Here is a 26427-nt window from a genome sequence, read left to right on the forward strand (position 1 = left end):
GCGTCATGAGGGGCCGTCTCTCGTCGATCCGTCCAGGATGGCGTTGCTGGTCGGCTCGGCGCCGTTATCGGTGAGCATCATCGTCGGCTTGTCGCGATCTGTCGTCGGGCGGCCGAGTCCTGCGCCGCCCAATGCAAATGTTCATGCAAGCCAATCTCAGAAGCGGAGCAGGCGACTGCTACACGCCGCGCAAGCGATGACGGCGCCAAAACATTTTGCGCTTGACCCAGTGAATATAGCCGCTGGGCAAAATCGGCTGTAGAATCGGCGGCCACCGTGTCCCCAGGCGTCGGCGCCATTGTAATCCTCGATACTCACCGAGATCGCGCGCGCCTGGATATGTTTCCTCGGCGAAGACCTCCAGATCGTCGACGAAAGCTTGATCGACGCGCCGGCGATCATAGGACCAGCACGCCCTCCAGAGGGCCTCTTTGGCGAGGGCGCGGAGCGCGGTCTCCCGAAGCTGCTCCATGTCCTTGATCTTATGCCCATGCGCATTGAATACCGCTTCAAATGCAGCTCGCCGCTGTCTGAGATCTGCGAGCACGGAGTTGAACTGGGTTGACTGCATGCTGGCCGTGTGCCTGCGATAGTACGCCTGGTCCACTCCGGCCAGATAGGCAATCGACGAGTGTGCGGCAAACCTGAGCCACATCTCCAGATCGCCTGCATGAGGCAGATCCGCGCAATAGCCCCCGAGCTGCTGCTGAAGCGACGTCCGTACGACGACCTCGGGAGAAGAGATGCACGATGTCGCGGTCTTGCAACGCTGCGCAATCCAGTCGCGGCCATCCCAGATATCGACCCGCGGCTTGCCGGTGCGGGCCTCCGGCAAATTGTCGTTGGCTTGGAAGTACGGTGCATGTCCATAGACCATGCCGACTTCAGGGTGCGCGTCAAAGACCGCCTGGGCTCGCTTCAGGGCGCCGGGGGTGAGCAGATCGTCAGCGGATATCAGGGCGGTGTAGTCGCCGGTGGCGAGGGCCAGTCCCTCGTTGTAGGTCTTGATGTGGCCTTGATTGCTCCCGTGACGAATGAATGTTACCCGGGGATCGTTTGCCAGGGAGGTGCCCACCGCAGGCGTTTCGTCGGTTGAGCAATCATCGATGACGATCACCTGTACGTTGACGCCTTGGCCGAGAATGCTTTCGACGCACCCCTTGAGATAGTGCGCATAGTTGTAGCAGGGGACCACAACGGTGAAAGAAGTCTCCTTCGTCATCGGTTGACCTCAGCGCGGAGCGTAGTAGCCACCAGCTCAAGGTCCTCGTCCTTCATTTGCGCGTAGATCGGCAGCAGGATCGCCTGATCTTGCGCGAGTTCGGATTGGCGCAAGTCATGACGTTGCTTGCCGTCCGAATAGGGCGGCTCTCGATGCGAACACATGATGCCGCGGCGTGTTGCGATGCCCTTGTCGAGCAATTTCTGCATCACCGCCCGCTGGTCCACTTTGCCTGGCAGACGCACGCAATAGCTCTGCCAGTTGGAACGGGCCCACTCCGGCTCGAACGGCAAGCTCAGCCCTTCGACGTTGCCGAGCAATTCGGCATAGCGCGCCGCAAGGGTCCGACGGCGGGCCACGATGTCGGACAGCTTCGTTAGCTGCTTGCGTCCGACCGCGGCCTGGATATCGGTCATTCGGTAATTGAAGCCGACGGCGAGATAATCTTCGAAAATCACCTGGGGCGACCCGTGCCGCACCGTGTCCGGGACGCTCATGCCGTGCTGGCGCAGCAGCCTGAATTTGCGATCGAGCTCGGGATCCGAGGTGGTGAGCATGCCGCCTTCGCCGGTCGTGATCACTTTTCGGGGATGGAAGGAGAAGCAGGCGATCCGACCGTGGGGTTTCCCAATCCGATCCCAGCCACCGTTCACGCGGATCTGACTGCCGGCGGCGCAGGCGGCGTCCTCGATCAGCGCAATGCCGTAGCGATCGGCGATCGCAACGAGCGCGGCGAGGTCGCAGGGCATCCCCATCTGGTGGACCGCGATGATCGCGCGGGTGCGGGGCGTGATCGCCTCGGCCACGCGCTCGGGATCGATGTTGTACGTGTCCGGATCGATGTCGACGAAGACCGGGGTGGCGCCGCAATACCTGACGCAATTGGCCGTCGCGATGAAGGAATGGCTGACCGTGACCACCTCATCGCCGGGACCGACGTCCAGTGCGACCAGGGCAAGATGCAAGGCGGTCGTGCAGTTGGAGACGGCGCACGCATGGGGCGCGCCGACCAGCGTCGCAAAATCGCGCTCGAAGGCCGCCACCTGGGGGCCTTGCGAAACCCAGCCGGAAAGCACGGCCTCGCGGGCGGCTTCGGCCTCTTCGTCGGCGAGGAGTGGCAGTGCAATCGGAATCACGAGGCAACCGCCTCTTGCTGGCGGGTCGCAGGGATCGATCCGCGTTCGGCGCGCCACCACTTCACGAGATCGGCGAGGCCCTGCTCGAGCGGCACGGTGGCGCGGAAGCCGAGCTTTCGCTCCGCACTCGCGGTCGACGCCAGCCGGCGCGGCACTGGATTGATCGAGCGCTCCGGCGCAAACTCCGGCGTCAGGTTGCGATGGCCCATGACCGAGGCAAGCGCTTTCGCGAGCTGCACCAGGCTGGTTTCGGTTCCACTGGCGACGTTGAAGACCTCATCGCTAACGCGGGCCCGAGCCCCGAGGATATTGGCGCGTGCGACGTCGCGTACATGGATGAAGTCCATTGTCTGCTGGCCGTCACCGAAGATGATCGGCGGCAGTCCGGCTTCGAGACGCTCCATCCAGCGGATCAATACCTCGGTGTAGCGGCCGTGGATGTCCATACGATCGCCGTAGACGTTGAAATATCGAAACGCGACATAGTTGAGCCCATGCATGTCGTTGAAAGAGCGGAGCAGTCCTTCGTTGAAAGCCTTGGCCGCTCCGTAGAGGGTTCGGTTGTCGTACGGATTCTGTCGCTCGGTTGTCGGGAACTCGTCCGCCATGCCGTAGACGGACGCCGAGGAAGCCGCGATGACCTTCTCGACGTTGTGCTTCACGCACAGTTCGAGCAGATCGTAGGTGGCGTCTACCATGACTTCCTTGGCAAGGCGCGGCTCGGCGGCGCAATGGGTGATGCGCAGGGCGGCCTGGTGGAAGACAATGTCGGCGGCCTGCACTAGCGATGCCATCAGCTTGCCGTCGCGGATGTCGCCCTGGACCATGCGGACCGGCCCTCTGCTCATCGCCCGTTGGAGATTCTCCGGCCGCCCCCTGATCATGTTGTCGAGCGCGACGATCTCAATGCAGTTCTCCTCGCACAGGAGGTCGATGATATGCGAGCCGATGAATCCGGCGCCGCCGGTGACCAGGATTCGTTTCCCCTTCAGATCAGCCAAGACGCTCTCCCGTTGTTGAGCTTATTTCGCCATGCCGAAAACGGCTTTCGTGAAGCGGTTCCTTCGCCGGGCGCCTAGGCGGCCTCGACGAACGCGACCTTCTCCAATCGTGCCGCCACTTCGTTCACCTGTTCCGGGCGCAGCTCCGGATAGATCGGAAGCGAGAGGAATTGATTGGCCAACCTTTCGGTGATCGGGAAATCGCCGGCACGATAACCGAGACTGGCGTAGGCCTTCTGCAGATGGACCGGAACGGGGTAATGGATGCCGACGCCGATGCCGGCTTCCTGGAGCGCGCTCAACACCTGGTCGCGGCGGGGCAGGCCAAGTGCATAGACGTGATAGACATGCCGGCTGTGCACGGGCGGTTGCGGCCTTGCGACCGGCAACTTCGCCAGAAGACGATCGTACTGTGCCGCCACCGACCGGCGGGCCTCGGTCCAGGGCTCGATGTAGTTCATCTTCACGTTCAGCACCGCGCCTTGGATGCCGTCCATGCGATAATTGTAGCCGGCGACAACGTGATTGTATTTGGCTTCCTGTCCCCAATCGCGAAGCAGAGCAATCTTGCGGGCAAGCTCCGGCTGACTGGTCACGACCGCGCCGCCTTCGCCATACGCTCCGAGATTCTTGCCCGGATAAAAGCTGAAGCAGCCGAAATCGCCGATCGATCCTGCGCGCCGTCCTTTGTATTCGGCTCCGTGGGCCTGAGCTGCGTCCTCGATGACGATGAGCCCGCGTCGCCGGGCGATTTCCATGATCGGATCCATGTCGGCCATCAGGCCATGCAGATGAACCGGCAGGATTGCCTTTGTGCGCGGCGTGATCGCGGCCTCGATCAGGGTTGGATTCATCGTCCAGGTGACCGGATCGACGTCGACGAAGACCGGCTTTGCGCCGCTGTACAGCACCGCCGCTGTCGTCGCGACGAAGGTCATCGACACGGTAATGACCTCGTCACCCGGGCCAACGCCGGCCGCGAGCAGGGCCAGATGCAGGGCCGAAGTGCCGCTACTGACCGCGCTGCAATGGCTGGCGCTGCAATAGCCGGCGAATTGCTTTTCAAAGGCCGTGACTTCCGGCCCCAGCACGAACTGCGTGCTCTCGATGGCACGCGCGACCGCGGCATCGACTTCCGGCTTGATCTGGCGATATTGGGCTTTCAAATCCAAAAACGGTATCAACGTCTTGATCCCTTGCATGTCGGGCGTCCAAGCCGGTCGCCGACGATTATCTATATTTAAATCGTTAGATCGAATTAAATCAAATCACATTAATAAAGAAATGAAAATCATTATCTGCGTGGAGTCAGTTTAATTGGTAAACCGGCCCGCGCCCCGTCAGGCGGTGGCGCGAGCGGCCTCGATGAAAGCGCCTGCCTCGGAGGAGGGCATGAGACGCGCGGGCACCCCTGCCACGATGGCGCTGGGTGGAACATCCTTCGTCACCACGGCACCGGCACCGACAATGGCGCCAGCGCCAATAGTGATGCCGCACAGGATGGTCGCGTTGGAGCCGATCGACGCGCCCTTGCCGACACGGGTTGGCTCCACCGTCCAGTCGGCAGCGCCCTGAGGCCGACCGTCTGCCGTTGTCGCCCTCGGATACTTGTCGTTGGTGAACATGACGCCGTGCCCGATAAACACCTCGTCCTCGATACTCACGCCTTCGCAGATGAAACTGTGCGATGAGATCTTGCAGCGGGCGCCGATTTTCGCGCCGGCCTGGATCTCGACAAAGGTGCCGAGCCTCGTCTCGTCCCCGATCGAGCAGCCGTAGAGATTGACGAGATCCGGATGGAATATCCGCACGTCGCGACCGAGCTGCACATCTTTTGCGATAGGCATCGCACCTTCTCCCAACGTTACAAGAAACTCTCAGCAAACATCGCGGTCTGCCCGGACCGCCGGAACCGGCACGCGGCCCGTGAGGCGCCCGGCGGCGGACAGCACGCGGTTAACGGGCGCCTTCAGTTCGGGCAACAGCGGATGCTGCACCGCGAATAGAACGGCGAGCCACACCGCTGCAGCCGTCCCGCAGGCGACGAAAATCCCGGCCACCGGTCCGATCAGGCCCTGTTCGACCAGCGCCGCGCAAATGGCGACCGTCGCACAGCTGCAGAGCGCGACCATAGCGCTCTTCTGCGTTGCCTGGACGAAGTCGGCAAACCGCAGATCGAGATGCCGACCCACGTAGTAGATCGCCACGGCGGCCTGGAACGGCAACGTCAGCAATGCCGATGCCGCCACGGCTTCGACACCGAAAAACGATGCGGCAAAGATGATCAGGAGCGACGGCGGCAGCGAGATCAGCGACGACAGCAGCGTGTCGCGCACGCTGCCTGCGGCAACCAGGACCGGATAGGTGAGGCAGGCTGCGAACAGCGAAAGTTGAGCGATGCACAGCAGGCGGATCAACGGAACCACCTCCAGCCAGGATGGGCCGAGCCAGACCAGAATGATCGGCTTTGCCATTACCGCCATAAAGATCAGGAACGGCCAATGCAGGACGGTGAGGAGAGAGATCGCGTGGAGATAGATGCGCTTGAGGTCCGCGCCGGCATTTGTCTGCGCAAAGATGGCCGGCATGATCACCGGGCTGATGACTTGGACCACGAGCTTGTCGAAGACCTGGGTCAGGTTGACAGCCCGACTGTAAAGGCCGACAGCCGCGAAATCCAGCATGCGCGCGAGGAACAACTGGGGCGCCGAACTGTAGAAGACGTTGATGAGTACCACACCGCTTGAATAGAGGCCGAACCTGACGATCTCCGGGTAACCCTCGAGCGACGGCCGGAAAATCCGCAAATCCCGTCGCGCTCCCATCAGGTAGGCTGTCTGGACGACGCTCCCGGCGATCAGGCCCCAGATCGGCGCAAGATAGCTATAGCCCATTTTCGCGAGCGCGATCGACACGACAACCATCGTGAAATTGCAAGCCAGATTGCTGGCCGCGACGACACCGAACTGCATCTCGCGTCGGTACAGCGCGATGATCGTTACCGAGAACGGTGTGACGGCGAAATTGAGAACGGCGACGGCGATGCCGGTTTCGAGTCCATCTGCGCCGAGCGTAGATCCGAGAACACCACCCAGCAGATAGAGGAGAAACCCGATCGCGACGGACAAGCCGAATGTAATGGTAAACGCGGCCCTGACATTGTCTTCCGAGAGCGAGGCCTTCTGAATGAGAAAGTTGGCGCCACCAAACTCCTGGGACGAAGCCGAAAACACCGACGTGATCGCGAGGACGACGGCGTAGACGCCGAACTCCTTGGGGGTCAGCAATCTCGACAGGATACCGATCGAGACAAAGAACAACAGCAGGCTCGCGTAGCGCTCGAGTGCTGAAAAGAAGATCGAACGTTGCACAGAGTTCATCGCGAGCCCGTCGCAGCTCTTGCCAGATCAGTAGAAATCCGAGACCGCCATCGGCTCAGGCAATCGCCCTGACGCGCTCCGGGATCCTGCGCGGCTGCTTCAGCCGCACCGGCCTGCCGTGATCGGCGATCGAACGCGACGCCGCCTCCAGCACCTCGATAACCCGCAGGCCGGACAAGCCATCGGAGACCGGGCGCGCGCCGGTAGCCACGCATTCGACGAAATGCTCGACCTCGGTCAGCAATGCCTCCTTCGTGGAGATATTAGGCGCCCACATGTCGCCAGCCCGATACCCGATCCGGAATTGATGGGCGTTTTCGGCTTGCGCATTCAGGGTGATGCCCTTGTCATAGACCTTGATTTTTTCGGTCGGTTCAAGGTCGTCATAGACGATCATCTTCTTGCTGCCGCCAACGAAGGTCTGACGGACCTTGATCGGGGAAAGCCAGTTGACGCTGACATGCGCGACGCATTTGCTCTCGAAGAACAGCGTGATGTGCGCCATGTTCTCGGGCGAGCCGGCGACATGGCACGAACCCGTCGCCGAAACCGCAATCGGGTCCTCCTCAAGGAGATATTGGATTATCGAGAGGTCGTGGACCGCCAGATCCCAGATTACGTTGACGTCGCTCTGGAACAGGCCGAGGCTCGAGCGCGTGCTGTCGTAATAGTAGACCTCTCCGAGTTGGTCCTGCAGCATAAGTTCGCGGATCTTCTGCACCGCGGGCGTATAAAGGAAGGTGTGATCCACCATCAACGTCAGCCCGCGCCGGTCAGCCTCGTCGACGAGGTGACGCACCTGGTCGGACGTCTGGGCAAGCGGCTTCTCCACCAGCACATGCTTCCCGGCATTCAGCGCTGCGAGAGCCAGCTCATAATGAGTATGAACGGGCGTCGCGATCGCGACGGCGTCGACCTGCGGATTGCGCAGAAGCTCCCTGAAATCCGACGTCGTCGCGATTTCGGGGTGGCGGCGCGCGCAAATGGCCAGCTTCGCTGCATCCAGATCGCTCACGCTGACAACGCGCGACGACTCGCTGCTCGCAAAATTGCGGACGAGGTTCGGACCCCAGTATCCATATCCGACAATGCCGATTCCGATCATCTCGAGCCCCATACTATTTAATGAGTTGAAAGACATTAACGCGCGAAGTTTCCAGTCTGTCCGGCTCGACCAAGGCGCAAGATGCGACCAAGAGTTCGCTCCGGGCTAAGACAAGCCTTGATGGAAGACGAGCTGCTGCAATCATTTCGGCTCGCTTCCGGTAAAGTGATATACTAGCGCTGCTCTCGCCGCCGCCGACCTGTGCCAATTGCGACTATCGCCATTGACGACGGACAAGACGAACCATGCAATCATCCGAACGAGGTTCGATGCGATATAGATCAGCTTGAGCAGCCACGCGGACGCCAGCCCGAGGTTCTTCCGATGATAGATCATCGCGCTCTTCTGCAGCTGAACGAACATCTTCTTGCTGGCTTGCTTGGTGCTCTTCGCGCCTCCGTCCAGATGCACGATGCGGGCGCAAGGCGTGAATACGCGTCGCCATCCCGCTTGCGCAAACCGATAGCACCAGTCGGCCTCCTCCGAATAAACGAAGTAAGCTTCGTCCATCAGTCCGACTTGCGCGATCGCCTCGCGACGTACCAGCATGAACATTCCTGTCACGACGTCTACGTCTCGCTCGCTGTGGCGGTCCCACCAGCTGAGCTCCGGTCGGCCGCATAGCCGTGAGCGCGGGAAGGCTCGCGATAATCCCGAAAGCGCCAGGAAGACGTTCAAGGGGCTTGGGAATGAGAAGCCTGTCGGCGTGATTCGATTTTCATCCTCGAGCACCTGGCACCCGACGACGCCCCCACATCGGGATGGACATCGGCGTAACCAACGGCTCGGGAGATGGCGTCGTCGAGTACGACGGTATCCGGGTTGAGCAGAAGGGTGTATCGCGCCGATGCAAGCTGCATGCCCTGGTTGCAGGCCGCGGCAAAGCCGCGGTTTTCGGCATTTGCGATCAACGTCACTTCCGGAAACTCGGCGCGAACCATGTCAGCCGAGCCGTCGTGGCTGTTGTTGTCGATGACGAACACGTGGAAGGAAACGTGCTGCGTCTGCTCAAAGACGGAACGCAGGCAGCCTCGCAGGATGTCGCGGGTATTCCAGCTCACAATGACAACAGCGACATCCGTCTCGCTGACGCGAGATGCCGGCGAGGTCCGCGGTTGGCGTAAGTCGCTGAAGGCGTCATTGCGCCGCTGACGGATAGGCACAACCGTGCGACGGGCTTGCAGCTCCATATCACTCACCTACGCTGAAACGCTTCGCCATCGAGGCGAACATGCCCCGTCTCGATAAATGTGCGAATCGCTCCGATAAGGTGCGGCGATGCTTGCGCATCGAGCCGTTCATTGTCGCCAGATACTTCCAACTGATCCAACTTGGCGGCGAGTTCCTGTTCGTCGAAAGCGACTTCAATGCGGCCTTGTTCGGCAAACCGCTTTGCGGTCGCTACCTGATGATCGTTCCGGTGCTCGCCCAAACTCGCCCGGCGGGGCATGACCAGGATTCTCTTGCCGAGCTCAAGAGCGGTGATGATGGAGCCCATGCCGGCGTGGGCGATTACCAGGCTCGCCGATTCAACGCGTTTTCGAAACTCGCCAGGGTCGATGAAGCGTTCGGCGTGGATATGCTGGTAGCGATAATCCGACGGCCCAATCTGAGCGAAGATATCGGATTTTCCGCGCACACTGGCCCAATCGTCAACGGTCCGGACCAGCCGATCAAAATGTCCCTGCGTACCGACTGTCACAAAAATCATAGCACCGATCCTGCGTAGTGGGGGCCTTCGGGTCGCGCCAAATGTGGCCACTGGGTCAGCCACAGGTCTGCGGAGCGACCGATCCACGATCCGGACATCGAGAGTTGTTCGACGTTGGCGATGCTGTCGAGCCAGACGGTCCGCGCTCCCAAGAGCCGTCCGAGCCGAAGCGCCAGGTATCCGGGAGCCGCGCCTGTGGAAACCACGATATCGGGTCTCTCTTTCCAAACGATCGAACCAAGCCGTGCTGCCGTCTTCATCAACGCAATCTTGCTCCAGCGGTTGGCATCATTGACCACATAGAAGTTGTGACCGGGCACTTGAGCGCGATACGATTCGTGGACGGTGACGTAGCTGACTTCGCACCCGTCAAAAGCGTGCTTGATGCGCATCAGCTGTACCCAGTGTCCGCCGCCCGAAGCGACCGCCAGCAGTTTCGGTCGGGCGCTGTGCATTGCCAGGGAGCGTATTCGGTCGTTCCGAAGCCCGTTGCTCTGAAGCATTGTTGGCCCTTGAACTCGGTGAAGTCGGAATCGGCGCCCGCCGTGTCCAGCGATCCTGTATTTATATCCATTTAATATATTAAATTTCAAAATGGAAGTGGTTATTTTTATTTAATTGGCCTGCGGTTAAATGCGTAGTTAAATCGTGCCGGGGTGACCGACAGCACCTGGTGCCGGCGTGTGTGTGAAGGTGTGCGAAGCTCAGTCTGTTTCGGCAGCGCAAGAAGTTTGAGCGCTAGCAGCAAACCCATCTGGGCGTGGTTTACAGTAGACGCGATCGGATGACGCGACGGCGCTTCTCTTTGCCGCTCAATCGCCGTGTCATTTGGGCGCGTCTGCGGACAATGCGACACGAGAGGTATCGTCACGTTGCCAGACAGCTGCTCTCACGCGGGAGCGCACCACGGCCCTGCACCGGGCGACAATGTTTACATAGCAAAAGATCGCCAGCCCAGGCCAAAGACGGGGGTGCTTGAACAGTCCGATCAGCGCGCGCTTGTTGGTCTCGCCTCTATTGGCGGACAGCTCCGGGAAGCGGCGGATAAGCTCGAAGGTGCCGGCGTGAGCGCGCGTCCTTACGGCAATGAGTTGCCGGATTGTGCGGGCAGGAAATACCTTCGATTTAACCGATCTCAGTGTCTCACGCTCATCCGGCCTAAACTGGAGACGAACGAAGGTGTCGTCGGCAATGACGTCCGGAAATTGGGCGAAGCGTCTGCGCCCGGCCTCGGACAGCGCATAGACGCCCGATCCGCCAAACCCCTGGCGAGCCGACGGCAGGCGGTCTCGAATGGAAAAATAGAGGCGCACCGGCCAGGAGCAGCCGGTCAGGTCGACATCGGGCGTGGGTGCTACTGCCAACACGTCGCCCCGCCTGAGCCGGTCCGCCAGCGCCCGGATCGCATCGGAAGTAATGACGATGTCGGCGTCGACGTAAATCCGCGGGAAGATGCTGGAAGTCTGGTCGCCAAGGTTCAATGCGTGGATCTTGCCTGCAATCTCCGTATCGACCACGCGAACGGTTGGGCCGAAACGGCGAGCGATGCTCGCCGTTTCGTCTGTGCACCCGTTGCAAACAACGACTACGCTGATGTCCTCAGAATCTGAGCCGGTGACCCACGGTTTCAAGGTTCGTGCAATCACCGTGGCTTCGTTATGCGCTGGGACGACTATCGAAATCATGGCCGCTCGGCCAGAATGAATCGCTTCGCCTCTTGAATGGATGAGGCCCGGGCCATTGCAAATTGCATATTTCACCGCACTAGGGTTTCGGCCCGAAGAGGCCTGCTGACGATGATCCAGCCAACATAATACAATTATTAATTCGCCATTAAAGCCAAATTTTGGAGATAATATTAAATATATTATTCTTCCTTCGGTGCAACATTCCGCCATTCCGCGGCCGCTCGAAGCGCTATTGGCATCAAACGGAACTTCGGATGGCTCTCTCTGGGCCGTGGGATGCGTGGTGCGTACGCGAAGAGCCGTCCTGGAATACGAGGAGCCAAAATTGATTGGGGTTACAAGCCCTTCTCAAACTCGTTCGCGGTCTCTGGGCCGCTTGGCTGCCTCCGCCCCTCGGTTTTTGCAGCGCTGGCAGTCAGCGCGACAGCCCAGTTTCGGTCCCTAATCGCGACCTGGTCCTCCGCTGCCTGGAAAATCACCTCGTCGTGGAATGTGCCGTGATGCTATGGGGGCCATCAATCGGGTTGGACGGTAATTAAATGGCCCTACTTGCGCGGGAGGGGCGGCAATGGTTAAATACACACAATAGATTATATTATTTTAAGTGAATTTAAATGGATGAAGCGACAATGCTCCAATACGTGTTGGCTGCGCAGGCACTGAAGGTATTCTCGCTCAATGGGACGACTAAGCGCCTTTATCGCACCCTGGGGAACAACCTGGGCGGTCGAGGGCGTGAACGGGGCATGCCGGCACACTACCTTTCCCGCGCAGACCGAAATCTCGCTCAGCTGGAGCGCTTTGGTGCGATCCGCGATGGCTTGCGTCTGATGGAGATTGGGACGGGCTGGGTCCATTGGGAAGCTCTCTTCCTGCGCTGCTTCTATGACGTCAATGTCGTCTTGATGGACATTTGGGACAATCGCCAATTAGGCGGGTTCAAGGCTTATGCGGCCGAGCTTGGCCGGCGGCTCGACGAGACTCAGCGCAGTGAGGACCAAAAGCGACGCGCCAGGGACGTGCTTGGGAACGTCGCTGGGTGCACGTCGTTTGACGAAGTTTATGATTTGCTCGGCTTTCGCTACATCATCGGCGTCGAGAAGGCGTACGCCGCTGTTGGCGATGACGAATTGGATGCGATTTTCAGCAGCGATGTCTTGGAGCACATTCCGGCATCGGCGATCCCGCAGATGTGCCGGGAGCATTTCAGGATGCTCAAGCCGGGCGGGGTCAGCTCGCATCAGGTCGTCCCGTCGGACCACCTGACCATCTATGACAAGCAAGTAAACAGTAAGAATTATCTGCGATACGACGATACCGTCTGGAGCCTTTTCTTCGCAAATGACGTGCAATATGTGAACCGAATCCAGATGAGCGAGTGGGCCCATCTGTTAGAAGAGGCAGGTTTCGAGGCCGAGTGTCAGGCAATCGCGCGCGTCGACGTTTCTTCCCTAAAGATAGCGAACCGTTTCAAACAGTTGCCGCCATCTGATCTTGGCGTAACTGTATTTCACTTGATGGCTCGCAAGCCAACATAGATCAGTCTTGCCAGCCAGCGAATTGAGGACAAGCGCGTCCCATGAGCAGGTCTATGCCGTCGGCACCGATCGGACGAGAGAGATTGGTGAAGACCGAAAAACGCAAGGACTAGAGTATCGCAAGCGGTCTTCGGGCCCCGCTGTGCCGACGGCTTGATTCTGGCCGGAGGTGACGTTGGACTGCGAGTTTCCTGGCCGAATGCTCGGCCGCCCAGCCCTATGGCATGATCTCATTGATGCGTGAGGTCGGCTAGGCTTGGAATGGACGCGGTGCTTATCGCCATCAACATAGATCCGCGGAAAGCTGCTGGAGGTCTCATCTCCAATGTTCAATGCATGAGCCTTTTGAATCATATGAATCATCTGTGATTCAAGAGTGGTGGCCGGATTCGAGGAGCGGTCACCGATGTGGACGAACAAGAACCGCGCCCGTTACGACCGTAGCAAGTTGCGCTATCCGAGCGATCTGACCGACGACGAATAGGGATTGGTTGAACCGCTGACCGGGCAAGACCAGCGGTGGCACGCGCAGGGTGAGCATGCCGGAGGTGCTGAACGGCCTCATGTACATTCTTCGACCGGCTCGATGATCGAGATCATGGTTGTTGATCCGGGTCGCGGCAGTAGTTGATTTTAACAGAATTAAATTAAATAGCATATTTTTAATTGAGTGCGATATTTGGTCGATATAAAATAATATAAATCGGCAGGCCGGGTTCTTCCGCGAGCGTGGCTTTAAGTCGACGTTTGACTATGGCGCTGACCGCCTCGGGGAGGTGTGTCGCGCTGATGAATCGGCTGCTCCAGATCGGTGTTGAGGCGACTTGGACTGCACTGCCTTCCACAGAAGCGCAGATCGCTGCGCTACAACTGTTGGGCGATTGCGGTGTTGAGTCGATTGTTGGTGTGGCGCCGGCGGCGTGAGCCCATCGCCAACACTTTTGCATCTCGGTTGGCAACGCGCGCCTTTTTGCACAGCGGTGCTTTTTCAAGCCGTCGGTCAGGCTGACATGCAACGGATGGGCGGCCCGCGTTGACCATTAAATACGATATTTAAATTACGCGCTGTTCACCAATTCAATCTCGATCTCGCAAGGTCGATCGTTGAAGTAAAATGAGAGACATTCCGAAAGGCAATTTTTAAAGCGCCGCCTTTATGGTGCATCGTGCCAGATCGGCGAGTGCCGCACGCGTCAAGATTATCAGCTTTACTAAGCCACGAGAATCTCGATACTCAAATGCTGCAGCCAAGAGCCTTGTTCGTCGAGTGTGTAACGCCGCGATTGCGATCGCTGCTCGTGCACGATTGGCGCTCCACAATTCGCATAATTCCCGTAAGCGTAAGTAATTCCCGTAAACCTAAGTATCTCTGGGGTTTAATCATGCGGGGCAACGCATTTCTTTGACGCCGAGATGGCGAGCAATGGATCGAAGAGAGCAAAATGACCCCAGCTAAGCCCACGTCTGGTCCCAAAAAAGCCGTCCCCGTCCGACCATTACGTGAGCCTCAGACTAGCCCGAACCCGTTGGCATGAGTGCGGGGACAAGTTGCGCTCATGCCGCATCGACGGAAACAGCCTAAATAAGGAGAGGCGCTTTGGCTTATACGTTTAACGGAGTTGTTTATCCTGACGCCACCAACACCGGTGTGCCGCCAGGAGTAACACTGAATCCGTATAATGGGGACCTTGTCATAAACACGCCTGGAACGGTCATCTCGGGCCTTAAGATTACCGGCACCGTTTATATCAACGCCTCCAATGTCACGATCAAGGACTGCAGCATCACGTCCTCCGGCTACAACGTAGTCAATATCAAGAGCGGAGTGACGGGTGCGGTCGTTCAGAACTGCGATATCAATGGCACCGGCAACGGACCGCAAGGCCAGGCAGGCATTGGTGGCGCGGGAACGTTCGCCAACAACGACATCTACAACGTTGAAAATGGCATCAACGTTGAGGGCAGCAATACCGTCATCAAGGGCAACTACATTCACGACCTGAATGCGTCTGGCGGTAGCGCGGGTCACTATGACGGCATCCAGGCCCAGGGCGGATTCAACAACATTCTCATAAGCGGGAATACCGTGCTCGGACGTGATACGTCGTGCATAATTATTCAAAATGCCTTCGGATCGATCGACAACATCAAGGTCGATGGCAACTTGCTTCTCGGGCAGAACGACGCGGCTGCTACCATCTACGTTGAAGAAAAGGCCGGCTACTCCGGTCAAATCACCAACGCTCAAGTCACGAACAACGTGCTAGGCAAGGGCCACTGGTATTGGAGCAGCATTGTAAATACTGAACCGGTGTGGACGAACAACGTTGATTACGCCACCGGCAAGCTCGTAACGACGAACAACACGCTCTCAGGGACACCTACGACCCCGACGACCCCGCCTCCGAGTTCGACTCCCGGCGCACCGGTGATCGCTTCGTTCTCGAACGACACAGGAAAAGTCGGCGACGGCATCACCAGCGACAACACGCTTCAGTTGAAGGGTACGGCTGCAGCGAATAGCACGGTCAAGATCTACGATGGCGCGAACCAGATCGGCACGACGACAGCAAATGCGAGCGGGAGCTGGGAATACATTACGTCGGTGCTGACCAATGCCCAGCACGTGCTGAAGGCAACGGCAACCAACTCGAGCGGTCAGACCAGCGCCGCATCTGCACTCCTCACGGTGACGGTTGACAACGTCGCGCCGACCGTTCCGGTTGTGAAGAGCGATTCTGTCGTCGATACGAACAAGGTGCTGTTGTCCGGGACCGCCGAGGCGGGCAGCACGATCAAGGTCTATGACGGGTCGAACGTGGTCGGCACGGGCACGACGGCTGCGAATGGCACCTGGAGCATCACCACCAGCGCCCTGTCGACTGGCTCTCATAACCTGACAACTACGGCCACTGACGTTGCGGGCAATGTCAGCGCTGCCTCGCAGCCGGTCGATCCGGTGATCGGTGGGCCGACGACGCCACCGCCGACGCAGCCTTCGACGACGCCGAAGCTCGTCTCCTTCTCAAACGACAGCGGGAAGGCCGGCGACAACATCACCAACGATAATACGCTGACGCTGAAGGGCACGGCCCAGGCCAACGCTACCGTCAAGGTCTTCGACGGCAACACTCAGATCGGATCCGTCAAGGCCGACGGCAGTGGCAACTGGAGCCTGACCACCGCGGCGCTGCAGGACGGTGCTCATAGCTTCACGGCCACGGCAGGCAGCACCGGTACGACAGCAACAGCCGCCAGTGCGACGTCCGCAGCGCTTGCTGTCACGATCGACACCAAGGCGCCGACTGCGCCGGCGTTGAAGGCGAACTCTGTTGTCGATACTAACCACGTGCTGTTGTCCGGAACGGCCGAGGCAGGCAGCGTCATCAAGGTCTATGACGGATCGAATGTCGTCGGTACCACTGAGGTGGGGACGAATGGCAGCTGGAGCGTCACCACCAGCGGCCTGTCGAACGGGACTCACGACCTCATCGCGAAGGCAACGGACGTTGCGGGCAATGTCAGCGCCGCGTCGCAGCCCTTCCATCCGGTGATCGATGGTGGATCGACCCCACCGTCTGGATTGACTGGCCTTGTCCAGGTCGGCGACAATTATTTCCTCGGAAGTACCGGCCCCGAGCTGAAATATCACGGCGCCGCTGTGACAGCCGGCCAATTCGATGACTGGATTCCAATCAGCTCAGTCAAGCTGGATGGCGGCGGCTACGATGTTGCGTGGAAAGACTCAAGCGGGCAGTTCACCTTCTGGACTACGGATAGTCAGGGCAACTTCAAGTTCTACCCGACCCACGGCGTTGCTCTTGCTGCCAACAGCACGACGGTCCAATCGTACGAGACTATTTTCCATCAGGATCTCAACGGGGATCACGCCATTGGCGTTCCGGGCACAACGCCCACAACCCCAACCACTCCAGCTTCAGAGGTGAATTTCAGTTCGCTCACCCAGAACTCGAGCAATGTAGTTACGATTCAAGGCACCGCTGATGCATTCAGCCAGGTTAAAATGTACGACGGCAAGGCGTATATGGGGGCGACAACTGCGGGTGCCGACGGTACCTGGAGCTTTACGAGTTCGTCTGCCGTATCCAACACCGTGCACTCGTTCAAGGCGGTGGGGGTCGACAGTGCCGGTCACACAACGGCCAGTTCGGGTAGCGCAATCCTTGGCTCGACAGGCAGCAATACGCTGACGAGCACATCGGGCAACGACATCTTCATCGGCAAGGGTAACCCGGACACGTTCGTATTCGCTGCGAATTTCGGTAAGGATGTCATCAAGGACTTCGATGCTTACGGGAGTTCGCACGACACGATCCAGTTCAGCAAGAGCGCGTTCAGCGACTTTGCCAGCGTTCTCAACCACGCTTCGCAGGTCGGACAGGACGTGGTCATCTCGACCGGAGATGACTCGCTCACGCTGAAGAACACCAAGCTTGGTTCGCTTCAGAGTCACGACTTCCATTTCGCGTAAGCGAAGGGGCGCATTAGAGCGAAGAACATTCAGCGTCGTGGAGATCAATCTCCACGACGCATGTTAGGGGACGTGCCATGACTGGTTATGGACGGCGGGGAGATGCATTCCCGCCGGCAAATATTGATGAGATTGAAGTATCGAGATGGGCGGTACTTATCGCCGCCTTGGGGCTTCTGGCAGAGCGGGCGCGATCATCGTCGCGAGAGCTGATCAGGTTAGGGGAGCGTTCAGTCGAGGCCGTGCGAGCGCGGCTATTTGCCCGTTCGCCTCGTCCCAAAGACCTCTACGATGAGCCGCAATCCGAGATATCGGCATTCCTGAGTTCGTGCCGCCGGATCTTCTGGAGCCTTGCCGCCTTCAGCGGCCTGAGCAATCTCCTGATGCTCACAGGCTCTTTCTTTATGCTTCAGGTTTATGATCGGGTGCTGCCCGGTCGCAGCATCCCCACGCTGGTTGCGTTGTTGGTGCTGGCGATGGTGCTTTATCTGTTCCAGAGCGGTCTCGACCTGGTCAGAAGTCGGATAAGCGTTCGGATCGGGCGTTACTTCGATGAAAGGCTCGGGCTTCGTGTGTTCGATGCCGTCGTGCGCCTGCCGCTCAAGACGCGCGGCGATGGCGACGGCATGCAGCCATTGCGCGATCTTGACCAGGTCCGCAGCTTCTTGTCCGGGGGCGGGCCGACCGCGCTGTTCGATCTGCCCTGGATGCCGATCTATCTCGGAATCTGCTTCCTGTTCCATTTCTGGATCGGCGTGACTGCGCTAATCGGCGCGCTGGTGCTGGTCGGAGTCACAGTCCTGACGGAGACTCGAACACGTGGTCCGGCAAAGGCCTTCTCGCGGCTTGGCGTCGCGCGCAGCGCACTTGCTGCTGAGGGGCGGCGAAACGCCGAGGTCCTGCAGGCGATGGGGATGAGGCGGCAGGCGGCGCTGCGCTGGCAGGATGTCAACAGCAAGTATCTCTCGGCGCACGAGCAGGCGAGCGATGTTGCGAGCGGGCTCGGCGGGCTGTCGAAATTCTTTCGTTCGTTTCTGCAGTCGCTTGTTCTTGCGGTCGGCGCAGCTCTCGTCATCAACCAGGAATCGACCGCCGGCATCATCATCGCCGGATCGATCCTGACGGCGAGGGCGCTCGCCCCCGTGGAGGTGGCGATTGCGAACTGGAAGGGATTCATTGGCGCGCGACAGTCGGCACATCGGCTGGATCAACTGCTGAAGCTCCTGCCCGAGGAGGCTGCGCGTCTCGGACTGCCGGCGCCCAAGGAGGCGGTCGTGGTGGAGCAACTCTATGTCGCGGCCCCGGAGTCAGAGAAGCTGATCCTCTCCGATGTCTCGTTTCGACTGAATGGTGGCGAGGCCGTCGGGATTATCGGTCCCAGCGGATCTGGCAAGTCGACGCTGGTTCGCGCGCTGGTCGGCGTCTGGCCGCGGTTGCGCGGCAAGATCAAGCTCGACAACGCGGCGCTGGAGCAGTGGTCGCCCGACGCGCTGGGCAAGCACATCGGCTATTTGCCGCAAGACGTCGAACTGTTCGAGGGCAGCATTGCCGTCAACATCGCGCGATTCGATCTTCATGCCACGTCCCAGGGCGTGCTGGACGCCGCGCAGGCAGCCGGCGCGCATGATCTCATCCTCTCGCTCCCGGATGGCTATGCCACCAAGGTTGGCGAGGGCGGAATGGCTCTGTCCGCGGGGCAGCGGCAACGCATCGGGCTTGCCCGGGCGCTCTACGGCAATCCTTTCCTGGTGGTGCTCGATGAGCCGACATCGAACGTCGATTCCGAGGGCGAAGATGCACTCACGGACGCGATCCTGAGTGTCCGCCGCCGCGGCGGCATCGTCGCCGTGGTCGCGCACCGGCCGAAGGCGCTCGAAGCGGTCGACCATGTCCTGGTGATCGGCGAGGGAAGGCTTCAGTCCTTTGGGCCGAAAGAGGAGGTGCTCAAGAAGGTGCTGCGGCCGGCAGCTCCGCTCAGGGTGGTGGCTGACGGGCAGGGAGGCGGACGATGGATCGCCAAGTAGTCCAGGTAGCAACCCCGGCGCTGCAGTCGATCCAGCGCTACATGATCGTCGGCATGTTCATGGTCGGCTTCGTTACGTTCGGCATCGGCGGCTGGGCTGCGACGTCGCAGTTGTCGGGTGCCGTGATCGGCCAGGGCGTCGTCGTCGTGGATTCCAGCGTGAAGAAGGTTCAGCACGCCACTGGCGGCATTGTCGGCGAGTTGCGCGTCCGCGACGGTGACCGAGTGAAAGCCGGTGATATTCTGATCCGGCTCGACGAGACGCAAACGCTTGCGAACGCGACGATCGTCACCAAGAGTTTCGACGAACTGCTTGCCCGCCAGGCGCGCCTCGAGGCAGAGCGCGACGGCGTCGATCAGATCGTATTTCCGCCGGCGCTGCTCGAACGAGCAAGAGACAGCAGTCTTGAGGCGGGGCGCGCGATCGCGGCGGAGCGTACCTTGTTCGATCTGCGCCGGCAGTCCCGGAGCGGCCAGAAGGCACAGCTCAGGGAGCGGAAGGCGCAGCTTCAGGACGAGATCAAGGGGTATGTCGGACAAGCCGAGGCCAAGCAGAAGGAGGTCGACTACATCCGACAGGAACTCGAGGGCGTCCGGACGCTCTTCCAAAAGAACCTCGTGCCGATCACACGCCTGACTGCGCTCGAGCGCGACAGCGCGCGGCTGGAAGGTGAGCGCAGCCAGTTGAGCGGCATGATGGCGCAGTCAAAGGGAAAGATCGCCGAAATCGAGCTTCAGATCATCCAGATCGATCAGGACCTGCGAACCGAGGTGGGCAAGGATCTCATCGAAACGCGCTCCAAGCTTTCCGAGCTTACCGAGCGGAAGACCGCGGCGGTGGATCAGCTCAATCGTATCGATATTCGGGCGCCGCAGTCCGGCCGCGTTCACCAGCTTTCCGTCCACACAGTGGGAGGTGTGATCGCTCCTGGCGAGCAGATCATGCTTATCGTGCCGGATGCGGATGCCCTCGCGGTTGAGGTCAAGATCACGCCGCGGGATATCGATCAGGTGTATGTCGGCCAGACCGCGACCATGCAATTCGCGGCGTTCAATCAGAAAACGACGCCCGAGGTCGACGGAGAGGTGAGCATGGTCTCGGCGGACCTGACGCAGGACCAGCGGACCGGCACGAGCTATTACACGGCGCGCATCCTGCTCAAGGCGGACGAGCTTGCAAGACTCGGATCGGCCAAGGTTGTGCCGGGCATGCCGGTCGATGTCTTCATCAAGACGCCCGCGCGAACCGCACTGTCCTACCTGGTCAAGCCGTTGCGGGATCAGGCCGGGCGCGCGTTCAAGGAGCGTTAGCGGAAGTCAGATTTAAATTATTTAAAACGGTTGATTAAATCCCGCCGCTGTCGTAGGGATATTCGGCCGTTCACCTGCGGCCCTATGGCCGCGGGTGATGGAGAACGCGAGCTAAGCAGCAGGCCTCGCGCGGCGGTTCCCGTTGCGTCCTCGTTCGACGCGTGATGGTGATACAATGAAGCCCGCCCAGGGTTCGGCTGAGCAAGGGGCTTCAGATGTCGCCAGACTTCAACTCCGGAATGTCCGAACAGCGCGTCGACGAATGGCTCGGGCTCATTAGGCGTTTTCTGCAGACTCTCGCAGCGCGCAAGAAACTTCAGTTCTCTCGAAGGGTGTCGATCGGCGATCTCCTCACAGAGCGAGGGGATAACGCCGCCGCCTACGGCTTTGGCGAGGGCACGACGATGTACGACAATGTGCTCGTGCTTGGAGACGTCCGTGTCGGCCGGCATACATGGATCGGACCCGGCTGTATTCTGGACGGTTCGGGCGGAGGTCTGCAAATCGGCGACTGGTGCTCGATATCCGCCGGCGTTCAAATCTATACGCATCACACCGTCAATCGCTCCATCTCGCTCGGAGAGAAGCCGGTCGACTACGCTCCGACCAAGATCGGAAGCGGCGTCTATATCGGACCGAATGCCATCGTTCAGATGGGCGTGACGGTCGGCGACAAAGCCGTCATTGGTGCGAATTCTTTCGTCAATCGGGACGTGCCGGCGGGCGCCAAAGTATTTGGATGCCCGGCCCGGATGCGAGTGGACGCGGAATCACCCTCTGGGCACGCCGGCTGCGATGGCGGCGCCAGGCCTTCCTCTCGCTCTTCCGCTGCCGATTAGATCTGGCGACGACGCAGCGTTTGCTCGAAATAGAGCGCCGCGCGGCCCATAAAGATGCCCATGCTGCCGCCCACCATCTTTTCGAAGGCGTCCACCAGTCGCGCATGGCGATCTATGGTTATGAGTTGCATCAGTTCAAAGACAGCGGCGCTGCCTATGACGACGAACCACACAAACATGACGTGGCGCGGATAGGCTAAGTGGAAGAGGACGCCGACCGTCGCAAATGCGGCAATATGTTCCAGGCTGGTTGAGGCGGGGAGCGTTGGCCTCGCGCCGATTGGCGACACCGAGGCATAGGCAAGAAAGCACAGGAGCGCCCAAGCGGCGAACGCGGTGAGTTTCTGAGGCATGAGGGGCATTGGCTCTTAAAGAAAATCCCGGAGGCGAGCGATTTCGATGACCTGTTCGGCGGACAATACGTCCGTCACAAGCTGCGTTTGCGGTTCAGTACGTATCTCGTAGAGATGGCGTTGGTGCGCAGGCTTGGCCAAGAATGCCCGAATGCATGCGTCCAGAGAGCCCTCGAGCAAAAGGTAAGGTTCAGGCCAGCGGGTCCTCTTTGCGCGCTCATTTCCAATTGAAGGCCATTTCCTAAGTGTCGCGGTTGCGCTGAAATCGACGGGCGCGCAGTGCAAGGATCCAATGTGTACATCCGCCTCGCGCGTCCGGTGAGGCGGCGGTGCGGTTGTTTCCTCTGCTCTAATCATGGGACCAGTCGAAGCCGGACGGGCCAGCATCCACGCCCGAAGAGACGTGGAATGTCTTGGCCGCGCCTTCGCGAGCGATTTCGGTCTTCGAGCCATCGCACAGAGGGCTTCCGAAGTTCAGTCGAACCTGGCGGCATCATTTCGGTCCAGACCGAAGCTTTGGCCCCGAGACCATTACGCAGATTGCAGATGCTACCTGGGACATCCTCTCCTGCGATGCTTGGCTGCGCAGCACACTTTTCCAGGTCGGAATCTCCTTAATTCCATGGCCGCTCACGCCCGCAGACATGGTCTACTGGCCCAAGTAAATTAAATATATTTAAATGTAGCGCGATTTAAAAGTAAATAATTGGATGCCTGATGGGTGGCCGGCCGGAGGCCTGCGATCGAGGTTGCGTCGTACCGTGAGCGACCGGCATTCTGTGATGATGCTCGTTGCATGGTGACGGTTGAGCGCGGCTCTGTTTGACACAGCGCACAGATATGCTGCGGGCTACGCGGCAACCGGACGGCCGTGCGATCGTTTTCCGTTCGTGGTGGATTGAAACGGGGGGCGCAAGCTATTCGGACGGTTAGAGTGCTGCCTGGGCCAACCTGTGCAGCCACCATTCAAGCGTGCGTGAGCGTCGGCAGTCCAACGTCTCGCTCGGCCAAGGGGGTAGGGAGCGGAGCAACGACACCATCACATAGCAGTGTTCGGGCCGATGATAGGGAAGTGCTAGAGGTCGAGCGAGAGAAATGCGGTGCTCGCAATAATCTTTATTTTCAGGTGGAAATCCATTCGTGGTTGACCCGTGGTTCCGCCCTGACTACTGTATTGTATAGTTAAGATAGCTCATACTTCACGAATTAAGTGAACCGAAAATTGCAAGTGCAGGATCATGGGCCGAGATAGTTCTGGGCCCCGCGCAGCGGTATCCTGATCTTCGCTTCCTTGGGAGGAAACCATTTGTTCGGTGCCTTCGCAAGAAACCGTTTGAATGTCCGCTTCGCTCAATTGACCTCGCAGCCCAATCGGATATGAGCGGTTCGACTGTTTCGAAGTGACGATGCGATCGAAAATAACGTTGTTGCGGCGCTCCGGCGTGGAGCGCCGATGATGTCCAACAATGATCGGGAAAACAGGACGCGGATCGTGGTGGCGGTAACGTGCTACAACGCGATACGGCCGGCGAACGAGGCCGAATTGATATGCGGGTTAACGGCTGCAAAATCAGGTTGCACCGCATCTAACACGAACGGTTAGCTTGCGCGGATGATGACTAACATTTTACCTGGAGCATGGGCGTTACCGACGCCTCCGGCGTTTCGCCTCTCGTTTCTGACTGTAGGTATTTATGATAATTGTGATGCTGCTCGGGCCGAGTCTTTGGCTGCGTCGGGTGGCGGATCCGGCCGCTAGCTGCCGGCCTGAGCGCGTTTAGGCGGGAAGATGAAGAAGCACTCTCACGAGGAGATCCTATTAAAGCTCGTTCGAGCAGACGAGCTGGCCCGAGCGGGCAATTCCCAAGTGGAGATTTGCAAGGCGCTCGGGGTAAGCGTCATGACGCTTCATCGTTGGCGGAAACTGCCTCTGCGTAAGCCTGATGCGGTCGTTCCGTCCGATCCTGCGGGTGACGGGAAGGTGCCAACCAGCTCGCCGACGATGGATGAAATGCGCCGTGTGCTGGAGGAGCTCTCGCTCGAGAACCAGCGGCTGCGGAAGATCGTCACGGATCTCCTGCTGGAGAAGATGCGGCTCGAAGAAGCTTCGGCCGAAGCCTTTCCCGTTAGCCAGGCGCGCAAGGCCTGATCAACGTTGTCTGAGCCTTCGTGACTGCGGGCGGCTGAGTCGCCAGCGGGAGCGACAGTCGCAAATTCCAAGGCAGGGTTTCGGCGGCAAAAGCGCCTGCCCGCACGGCCGGGCGTTGTTGCGATCCTCGCGTGCGGATGGCCGCTGGATGTTGCAATGATCCGAACGCTCGATTGACTGTGAACAAGTTCGCTCGGGCCGCTGGCACATGCGTCGCAGCGCTCTTCGTAGACACCGCGCGACGGTCGCCTTTGGTCGCTGTGGTACGCTAATCCTCTCCAACAGCCCATTCTACCGCATCCGCGAGCTGCCGGATTTCTAGATCCGCCGCGTCGCCGGGCATGAAGCTCGCGACCGATTGACCGTTTGTAAAGGAGCGGACGAACGCCGAGCGACTGGCAATGGGAGGCGCGACGATCTCGCCGAACTCGCTCAGCTCCTCAACCAGTTGTCGGCCCTCAAGAGTGCGGCGATCAAGCCGGTTAGGAACCAGAATGACCTTGATCGCATCGCGCCGGCGCTCGCGTGCCGCATCAATGATAGCGAGCGTCTGTGCGGTCGCATCGAGATCGAGTCCGGAGGGGGTGCAGGGGACAAGGATCAGGTTTGCCAGCGCGATCGACGCACCCATTTCACGCGCGTTCGGGGCGGTGTCGATCACCACGAGACCGGCCTGAATATTTCGCACCTCCTGAGCCCAGGCGGATACCGAGGTGCCTTCAAGGGCCATTTCGTAAACGGGGAATTCCAGATTGCCCGGCTCGGCCCATTGCGCCGCGGAGCGCTGCGGATCGCTGTCCACCAGCGCGACATCATGACCGCGGCGCGCGAGCTCGGCTGCGATACAGACCGCAATCGTGGTCTTGCCAACCCCACCTTTTCGCTGGGTAACAGTAATGGTCGTCCGCATTGGGCTGGGAGAGTTCATGCGGCGTCACACCAACAGATCTTCACATTTCAGAGTAAAATCAGCCGGTTACACTACCATTACCTAACGCACGTCCACAATTGGCTTCTCATTGGCCTCATGGGACGTCCCGAGCCCAGCCTGCCTGATTCTCGTGCATGGCTCATCCGCGAATTCCGAATGGTCTGACCGCAGATTGCACCGAATCGCCCGAAAAAGCGCCCGTCGGGCTGAGAGTCGGGCCGTCTGCACCGCAATTAACAATGGCGTGACATTGAGCTCAAATCTGAGTTAATCGCGCGTGAATTTAATCCTTGACTCCAATTGTGCAGCGCGACTAACAATGGCTTAACAAACGACGCGATGCACCCTAACATTGAACACGGTTGTGTCGGGTCGAACTGGCATCTTCACTCTCGTTGTAGTTGTAGCACCTTCAACTTGCAGCACATTGGCGCTGGCCGGCGTGTCAGCTGATCGGTGAAATCTCGGAATCTTGCCAGAGGGTATCATGGCCGTTACCTACTTGACGAAGACTGAGCTGGGTCAATTTCTCCACCACAGCGGTAACAACATCGAGGCGAGTGTCAGATCGGCATTGATCGACTCGCTGGAGCAGAGCGGTGTGTTCAACGACGGCGGAGAGGATGGCACGAGGGGATGGTTTCAATCGGGACCATTTCCCGGTGGGCCGGTCGCTCCCACCATTCAGATACTGGACGTTTCATCCTCTACGACGGTTGAGACAAATCCCAATCTGAAGGCGATCATCCTGGATGACAACAGCGCCAAGCTCGACGTGACCGGCGGCGACAACGACGTGTTCGTTGCAGCGGGCAAGGGTGCCGACACCATCAACCTGTTCGACAGCGGCGACGACACGGTCTATGGCGGTGGCGGTAGCGACCTGATCCAGGGCGGACACGGTGATAGCTCGCTGGTCGGCGGGGCTGGCAACGACAGCATCTTTGGTGGCACCGGCAATGACACGTTGGACGGCGGCGACGGAAATGACCGCTTGACGGCGGGCACTGGTGCTCAATCGCTTGTTGGCGGCGACGGCAACGATTTGCTCAGGGACCTCACATCGGGGCACAGTACACTTTCGGGTGGCAGCGGCAACGACACCTTGGTCGGCGTGCAGGGCGACGTTTTGGATGGTGGCAGCGGCAACGACCAGCTCTGGCTCTCGGGCGGTGCGGGCGCGAGCTCGACGCTGCAGGGTGGAAGTGGCAACGATACCTTCCACATCCAGTCGCACTCCGGGAACGATACGATCATTGGCGGCAACGGCAATGACACCGTCGACTTTGCGGATCGTTCTTTCTTTGATGTCACCAAGATTGACGTCGACGCAACTACGTCAACTTATACGCTCCATTTCAGTGACAATCAGACGGTTGCGGTCAGCGGAGTTGAGGATCTCCACTTCAACGACCAGATCGTCACTCTGCCGAAGCTCTAATTCGGCCGCTGGACGCTATATCTGTGAAAGCCCCGCTCCGCGGGGCTTTTGCTTTTGTGATCTGAAGATGGCTTGAGACGCGATTTACGCCTTTGTGAGGCCACATC

General features: G+C 59.4%; 21 protein-coding genes and 3 pseudogenes. 9 read left to right on the forward strand and 15 right to left on the reverse strand.

What is annotated here, in order from left to right; genetic code table 11:
* Window positions 1–178: 178 nt before the first annotated feature.
* The 13 genes and pseudogenes from ACVJGD_RS02970 to ACVJGD_RS03030 all read right to left on the reverse strand — a co-directional run bounded on the left by ACVJGD_RS02970 (window position 179) and on the right by ACVJGD_RS03030 (window position 11240).
* Window positions 179–1222: a glycosyltransferase gene (locus ACVJGD_RS02970; protein ID WP_456632959.1), complete on the reverse strand. Its 1044-nt coding sequence runs from the start codon at window positions 1220–1222 to the stop codon at window positions 179–181.
* Window positions 1219–2358, reverse strand: a complete 1140-nt coding sequence (locus ACVJGD_RS02975; protein WP_456632960.1) for a DegT/DnrJ/EryC1/StrS family aminotransferase — start codon at window positions 2356–2358, stop codon at window positions 1219–1221. Before ACVJGD_RS02975 ends, ACVJGD_RS02970 begins: the two co-directional genes overlap by 4 nt.
* On the reverse strand, window positions 2355–3350 hold the full coding sequence (locus ACVJGD_RS02980; protein ID WP_456640145.1) for an NAD-dependent epimerase/dehydratase family protein: 996 nt from the start codon (window positions 3348–3350) through the stop codon (window positions 2355–2357). The genes ACVJGD_RS02975 and ACVJGD_RS02980 overlap by 4 nt, the downstream gene beginning before the upstream one ends.
* 83 nt (window positions 3351–3433) lie before the next feature.
* Entirely contained in the window at window positions 3434–4543 is a 1110-nt protein-coding gene (locus ACVJGD_RS02985; RefSeq protein ID WP_456640146.1) for a DegT/DnrJ/EryC1/StrS family aminotransferase, read from the reverse strand.
* 210 nt (window positions 4544–4753) lie between these two features.
* Window positions 4754–4984 (reverse strand): annotated as a pseudogene (locus ACVJGD_RS02990) (DapH/DapD/GlmU-related protein); the annotation flags it as partial.
* A 60-nt stretch (window positions 4985–5044) separates the two neighbouring features.
* A pseudogene (locus ACVJGD_RS02995) lies at window positions 5045–5206 on the reverse strand (N-acetyltransferase); the annotation flags it as partial.
* Window positions 5207–5236: 30 nt separating this feature from the next.
* Entirely contained in the window at window positions 5237–6739 is a 1503-nt protein-coding gene (locus tag ACVJGD_RS03000; RefSeq protein ID WP_456632961.1) for an oligosaccharide flippase family protein, read from the reverse strand.
* 55 nt (window positions 6740–6794) lie between these two features.
* Window positions 6795–7844: a Gfo/Idh/MocA family protein gene (locus ACVJGD_RS03005; RefSeq protein WP_456632962.1), complete on the reverse strand. Its 1050-nt coding sequence runs from the start codon at window positions 7842–7844 to the stop codon at window positions 6795–6797.
* Window positions 7845–7985: 141 nt separating this feature from the next.
* On the reverse strand, window positions 7986–8393 hold the full coding sequence (locus ACVJGD_RS03010; protein ID WP_456632963.1) for a glycosyltransferase family 2 protein: 408 nt from the start codon (window positions 8391–8393) through the stop codon (window positions 7986–7988).
* Window positions 8394–8518: 125 nt separating this feature from the next.
* Window positions 8519–9034, reverse strand: a complete 516-nt coding sequence (locus ACVJGD_RS03015; protein ID WP_456632964.1) for a glycosyltransferase family 2 protein — start codon at window positions 9032–9034, stop codon at window positions 8519–8521.
* 5 nt (window positions 9035–9039) lie between these two features.
* Window positions 9040–9555, reverse strand: a complete 516-nt coding sequence (locus ACVJGD_RS03020) for a glycosyltransferase (RefSeq protein ID WP_456632965.1) — start codon at window positions 9553–9555, stop codon at window positions 9040–9042.
* Complete coding sequence (locus ACVJGD_RS03025) at window positions 9552–9947, reverse strand: UDP-N-acetylglucosamine--LPS N-acetylglucosamine transferase (RefSeq protein ID WP_456632966.1); 396 nt, start codon at window positions 9945–9947, stop codon at window positions 9552–9554. The genes ACVJGD_RS03020 and ACVJGD_RS03025 overlap by 4 nt, the downstream gene beginning before the upstream one ends.
* Before the next feature lie 432 nt (window positions 9948–10379).
* On the reverse strand, window positions 10380–11240 hold the full coding sequence (locus ACVJGD_RS03030) for a glycosyltransferase (protein ID WP_456632967.1): 861 nt from the start codon (window positions 11238–11240) through the stop codon (window positions 10380–10382).
* A gap of 617 nt (window positions 11241–11857) precedes the next feature.
* Here ACVJGD_RS03030 and ACVJGD_RS03035 point away from each other — a divergent pair.
* The 7 genes and pseudogenes from ACVJGD_RS03035 to ACVJGD_RS03065 all read left to right on the forward strand — a co-directional run bounded on the left by ACVJGD_RS03035 (window position 11858) and on the right by ACVJGD_RS03065 (window position 21446).
* Window positions 11858–12781: a methyltransferase domain-containing protein gene (locus ACVJGD_RS03035; RefSeq protein WP_456632968.1), complete on the forward strand. Its 924-nt coding sequence runs from the start codon at window positions 11858–11860 to the stop codon at window positions 12779–12781.
* A gap of 406 nt (window positions 12782–13187) precedes the next feature.
* Window positions 13188–13356 (forward strand): annotated as a pseudogene (locus tag ACVJGD_RS03040) (transposase); the annotation flags it as partial.
* Between the two features lie 214 nt (window positions 13357–13570).
* Complete coding sequence (locus tag ACVJGD_RS03045; protein WP_456632969.1) at window positions 13571–13705, forward strand: hypothetical protein; 135 nt, start codon at window positions 13571–13573, stop codon at window positions 13703–13705.
* A gap of 673 nt (window positions 13706–14378) precedes the next feature.
* Entirely contained in the window at window positions 14379–17273 is a 2895-nt protein-coding gene (locus tag ACVJGD_RS03050; protein ID WP_456632970.1) for an Ig-like domain-containing protein, read from the forward strand.
* 242 nt (window positions 17274–17515) lie between these two features.
* Window positions 17516–19297 (forward strand): type I secretion system permease/ATPase, encoded by a 1782-nt coding sequence (locus ACVJGD_RS03055; protein ID WP_456632971.1) that lies wholly within the window; start codon window positions 17516–17518, stop codon window positions 19295–19297.
* Window positions 19282–20607 (forward strand): HlyD family type I secretion periplasmic adaptor subunit, encoded by a 1326-nt coding sequence (locus ACVJGD_RS03060; protein WP_456632972.1) that lies wholly within the window; start codon window positions 19282–19284, stop codon window positions 20605–20607. The genes ACVJGD_RS03055 and ACVJGD_RS03060 overlap by 16 nt, the downstream gene beginning before the upstream one ends.
* 332 nt (window positions 20608–20939) lie before the next feature.
* On the forward strand, window positions 20940–21446 hold the full coding sequence (locus tag ACVJGD_RS03065; RefSeq protein WP_456632973.1) for an acyltransferase: 507 nt from the start codon (window positions 20940–20942) through the stop codon (window positions 21444–21446).
* Here ACVJGD_RS03065 and ACVJGD_RS03070 read toward each other — a convergent pair.
* Window positions 21443–21799 (reverse strand): VanZ family protein, encoded by a 357-nt coding sequence (locus ACVJGD_RS03070; protein WP_456632974.1) that lies wholly within the window; start codon window positions 21797–21799, stop codon window positions 21443–21445. The genes ACVJGD_RS03065 and ACVJGD_RS03070 overlap by 4 nt on opposite strands.
* 1789 nt (window positions 21800–23588) lie before the next feature.
* On the opposite strand from ACVJGD_RS03070, the gene ACVJGD_RS03075 reads away from it, so the two are divergent.
* Window positions 23589–23948 carry a helix-turn-helix domain-containing protein gene (locus ACVJGD_RS03075; RefSeq protein ID WP_456632975.1) on the forward strand — a complete coding sequence of 120 codons (360 nt, stop codon included), beginning with the start codon at window positions 23589–23591 and terminating at the stop codon, window positions 23946–23948.
* 268 nt (window positions 23949–24216) lie between these two features.
* Here the strand turns inward: ACVJGD_RS03075 and ACVJGD_RS03080 are convergent, their stop codons facing one another.
* Window positions 24217–24858: a nucleotide-binding protein gene (locus ACVJGD_RS03080; RefSeq protein ID WP_456632976.1), complete on the reverse strand. Its 642-nt coding sequence runs from the start codon at window positions 24856–24858 to the stop codon at window positions 24217–24219.
* Window positions 24859–25366: 508 nt separating this feature from the next.
* Between ACVJGD_RS03080 and ACVJGD_RS03085 the strand changes: the two genes are divergently transcribed.
* A complete protein-coding gene (locus ACVJGD_RS03085) occupies window positions 25367–26320 on the forward strand; it encodes a calcium-binding protein (protein WP_456632977.1) in 954 nt (317 codons plus the stop codon).
* Window positions 26321–26427: the final 107 nt, after the last annotated feature.

Source organism: Bradyrhizobium sp. USDA 10063 (assembly GCF_054063735.1).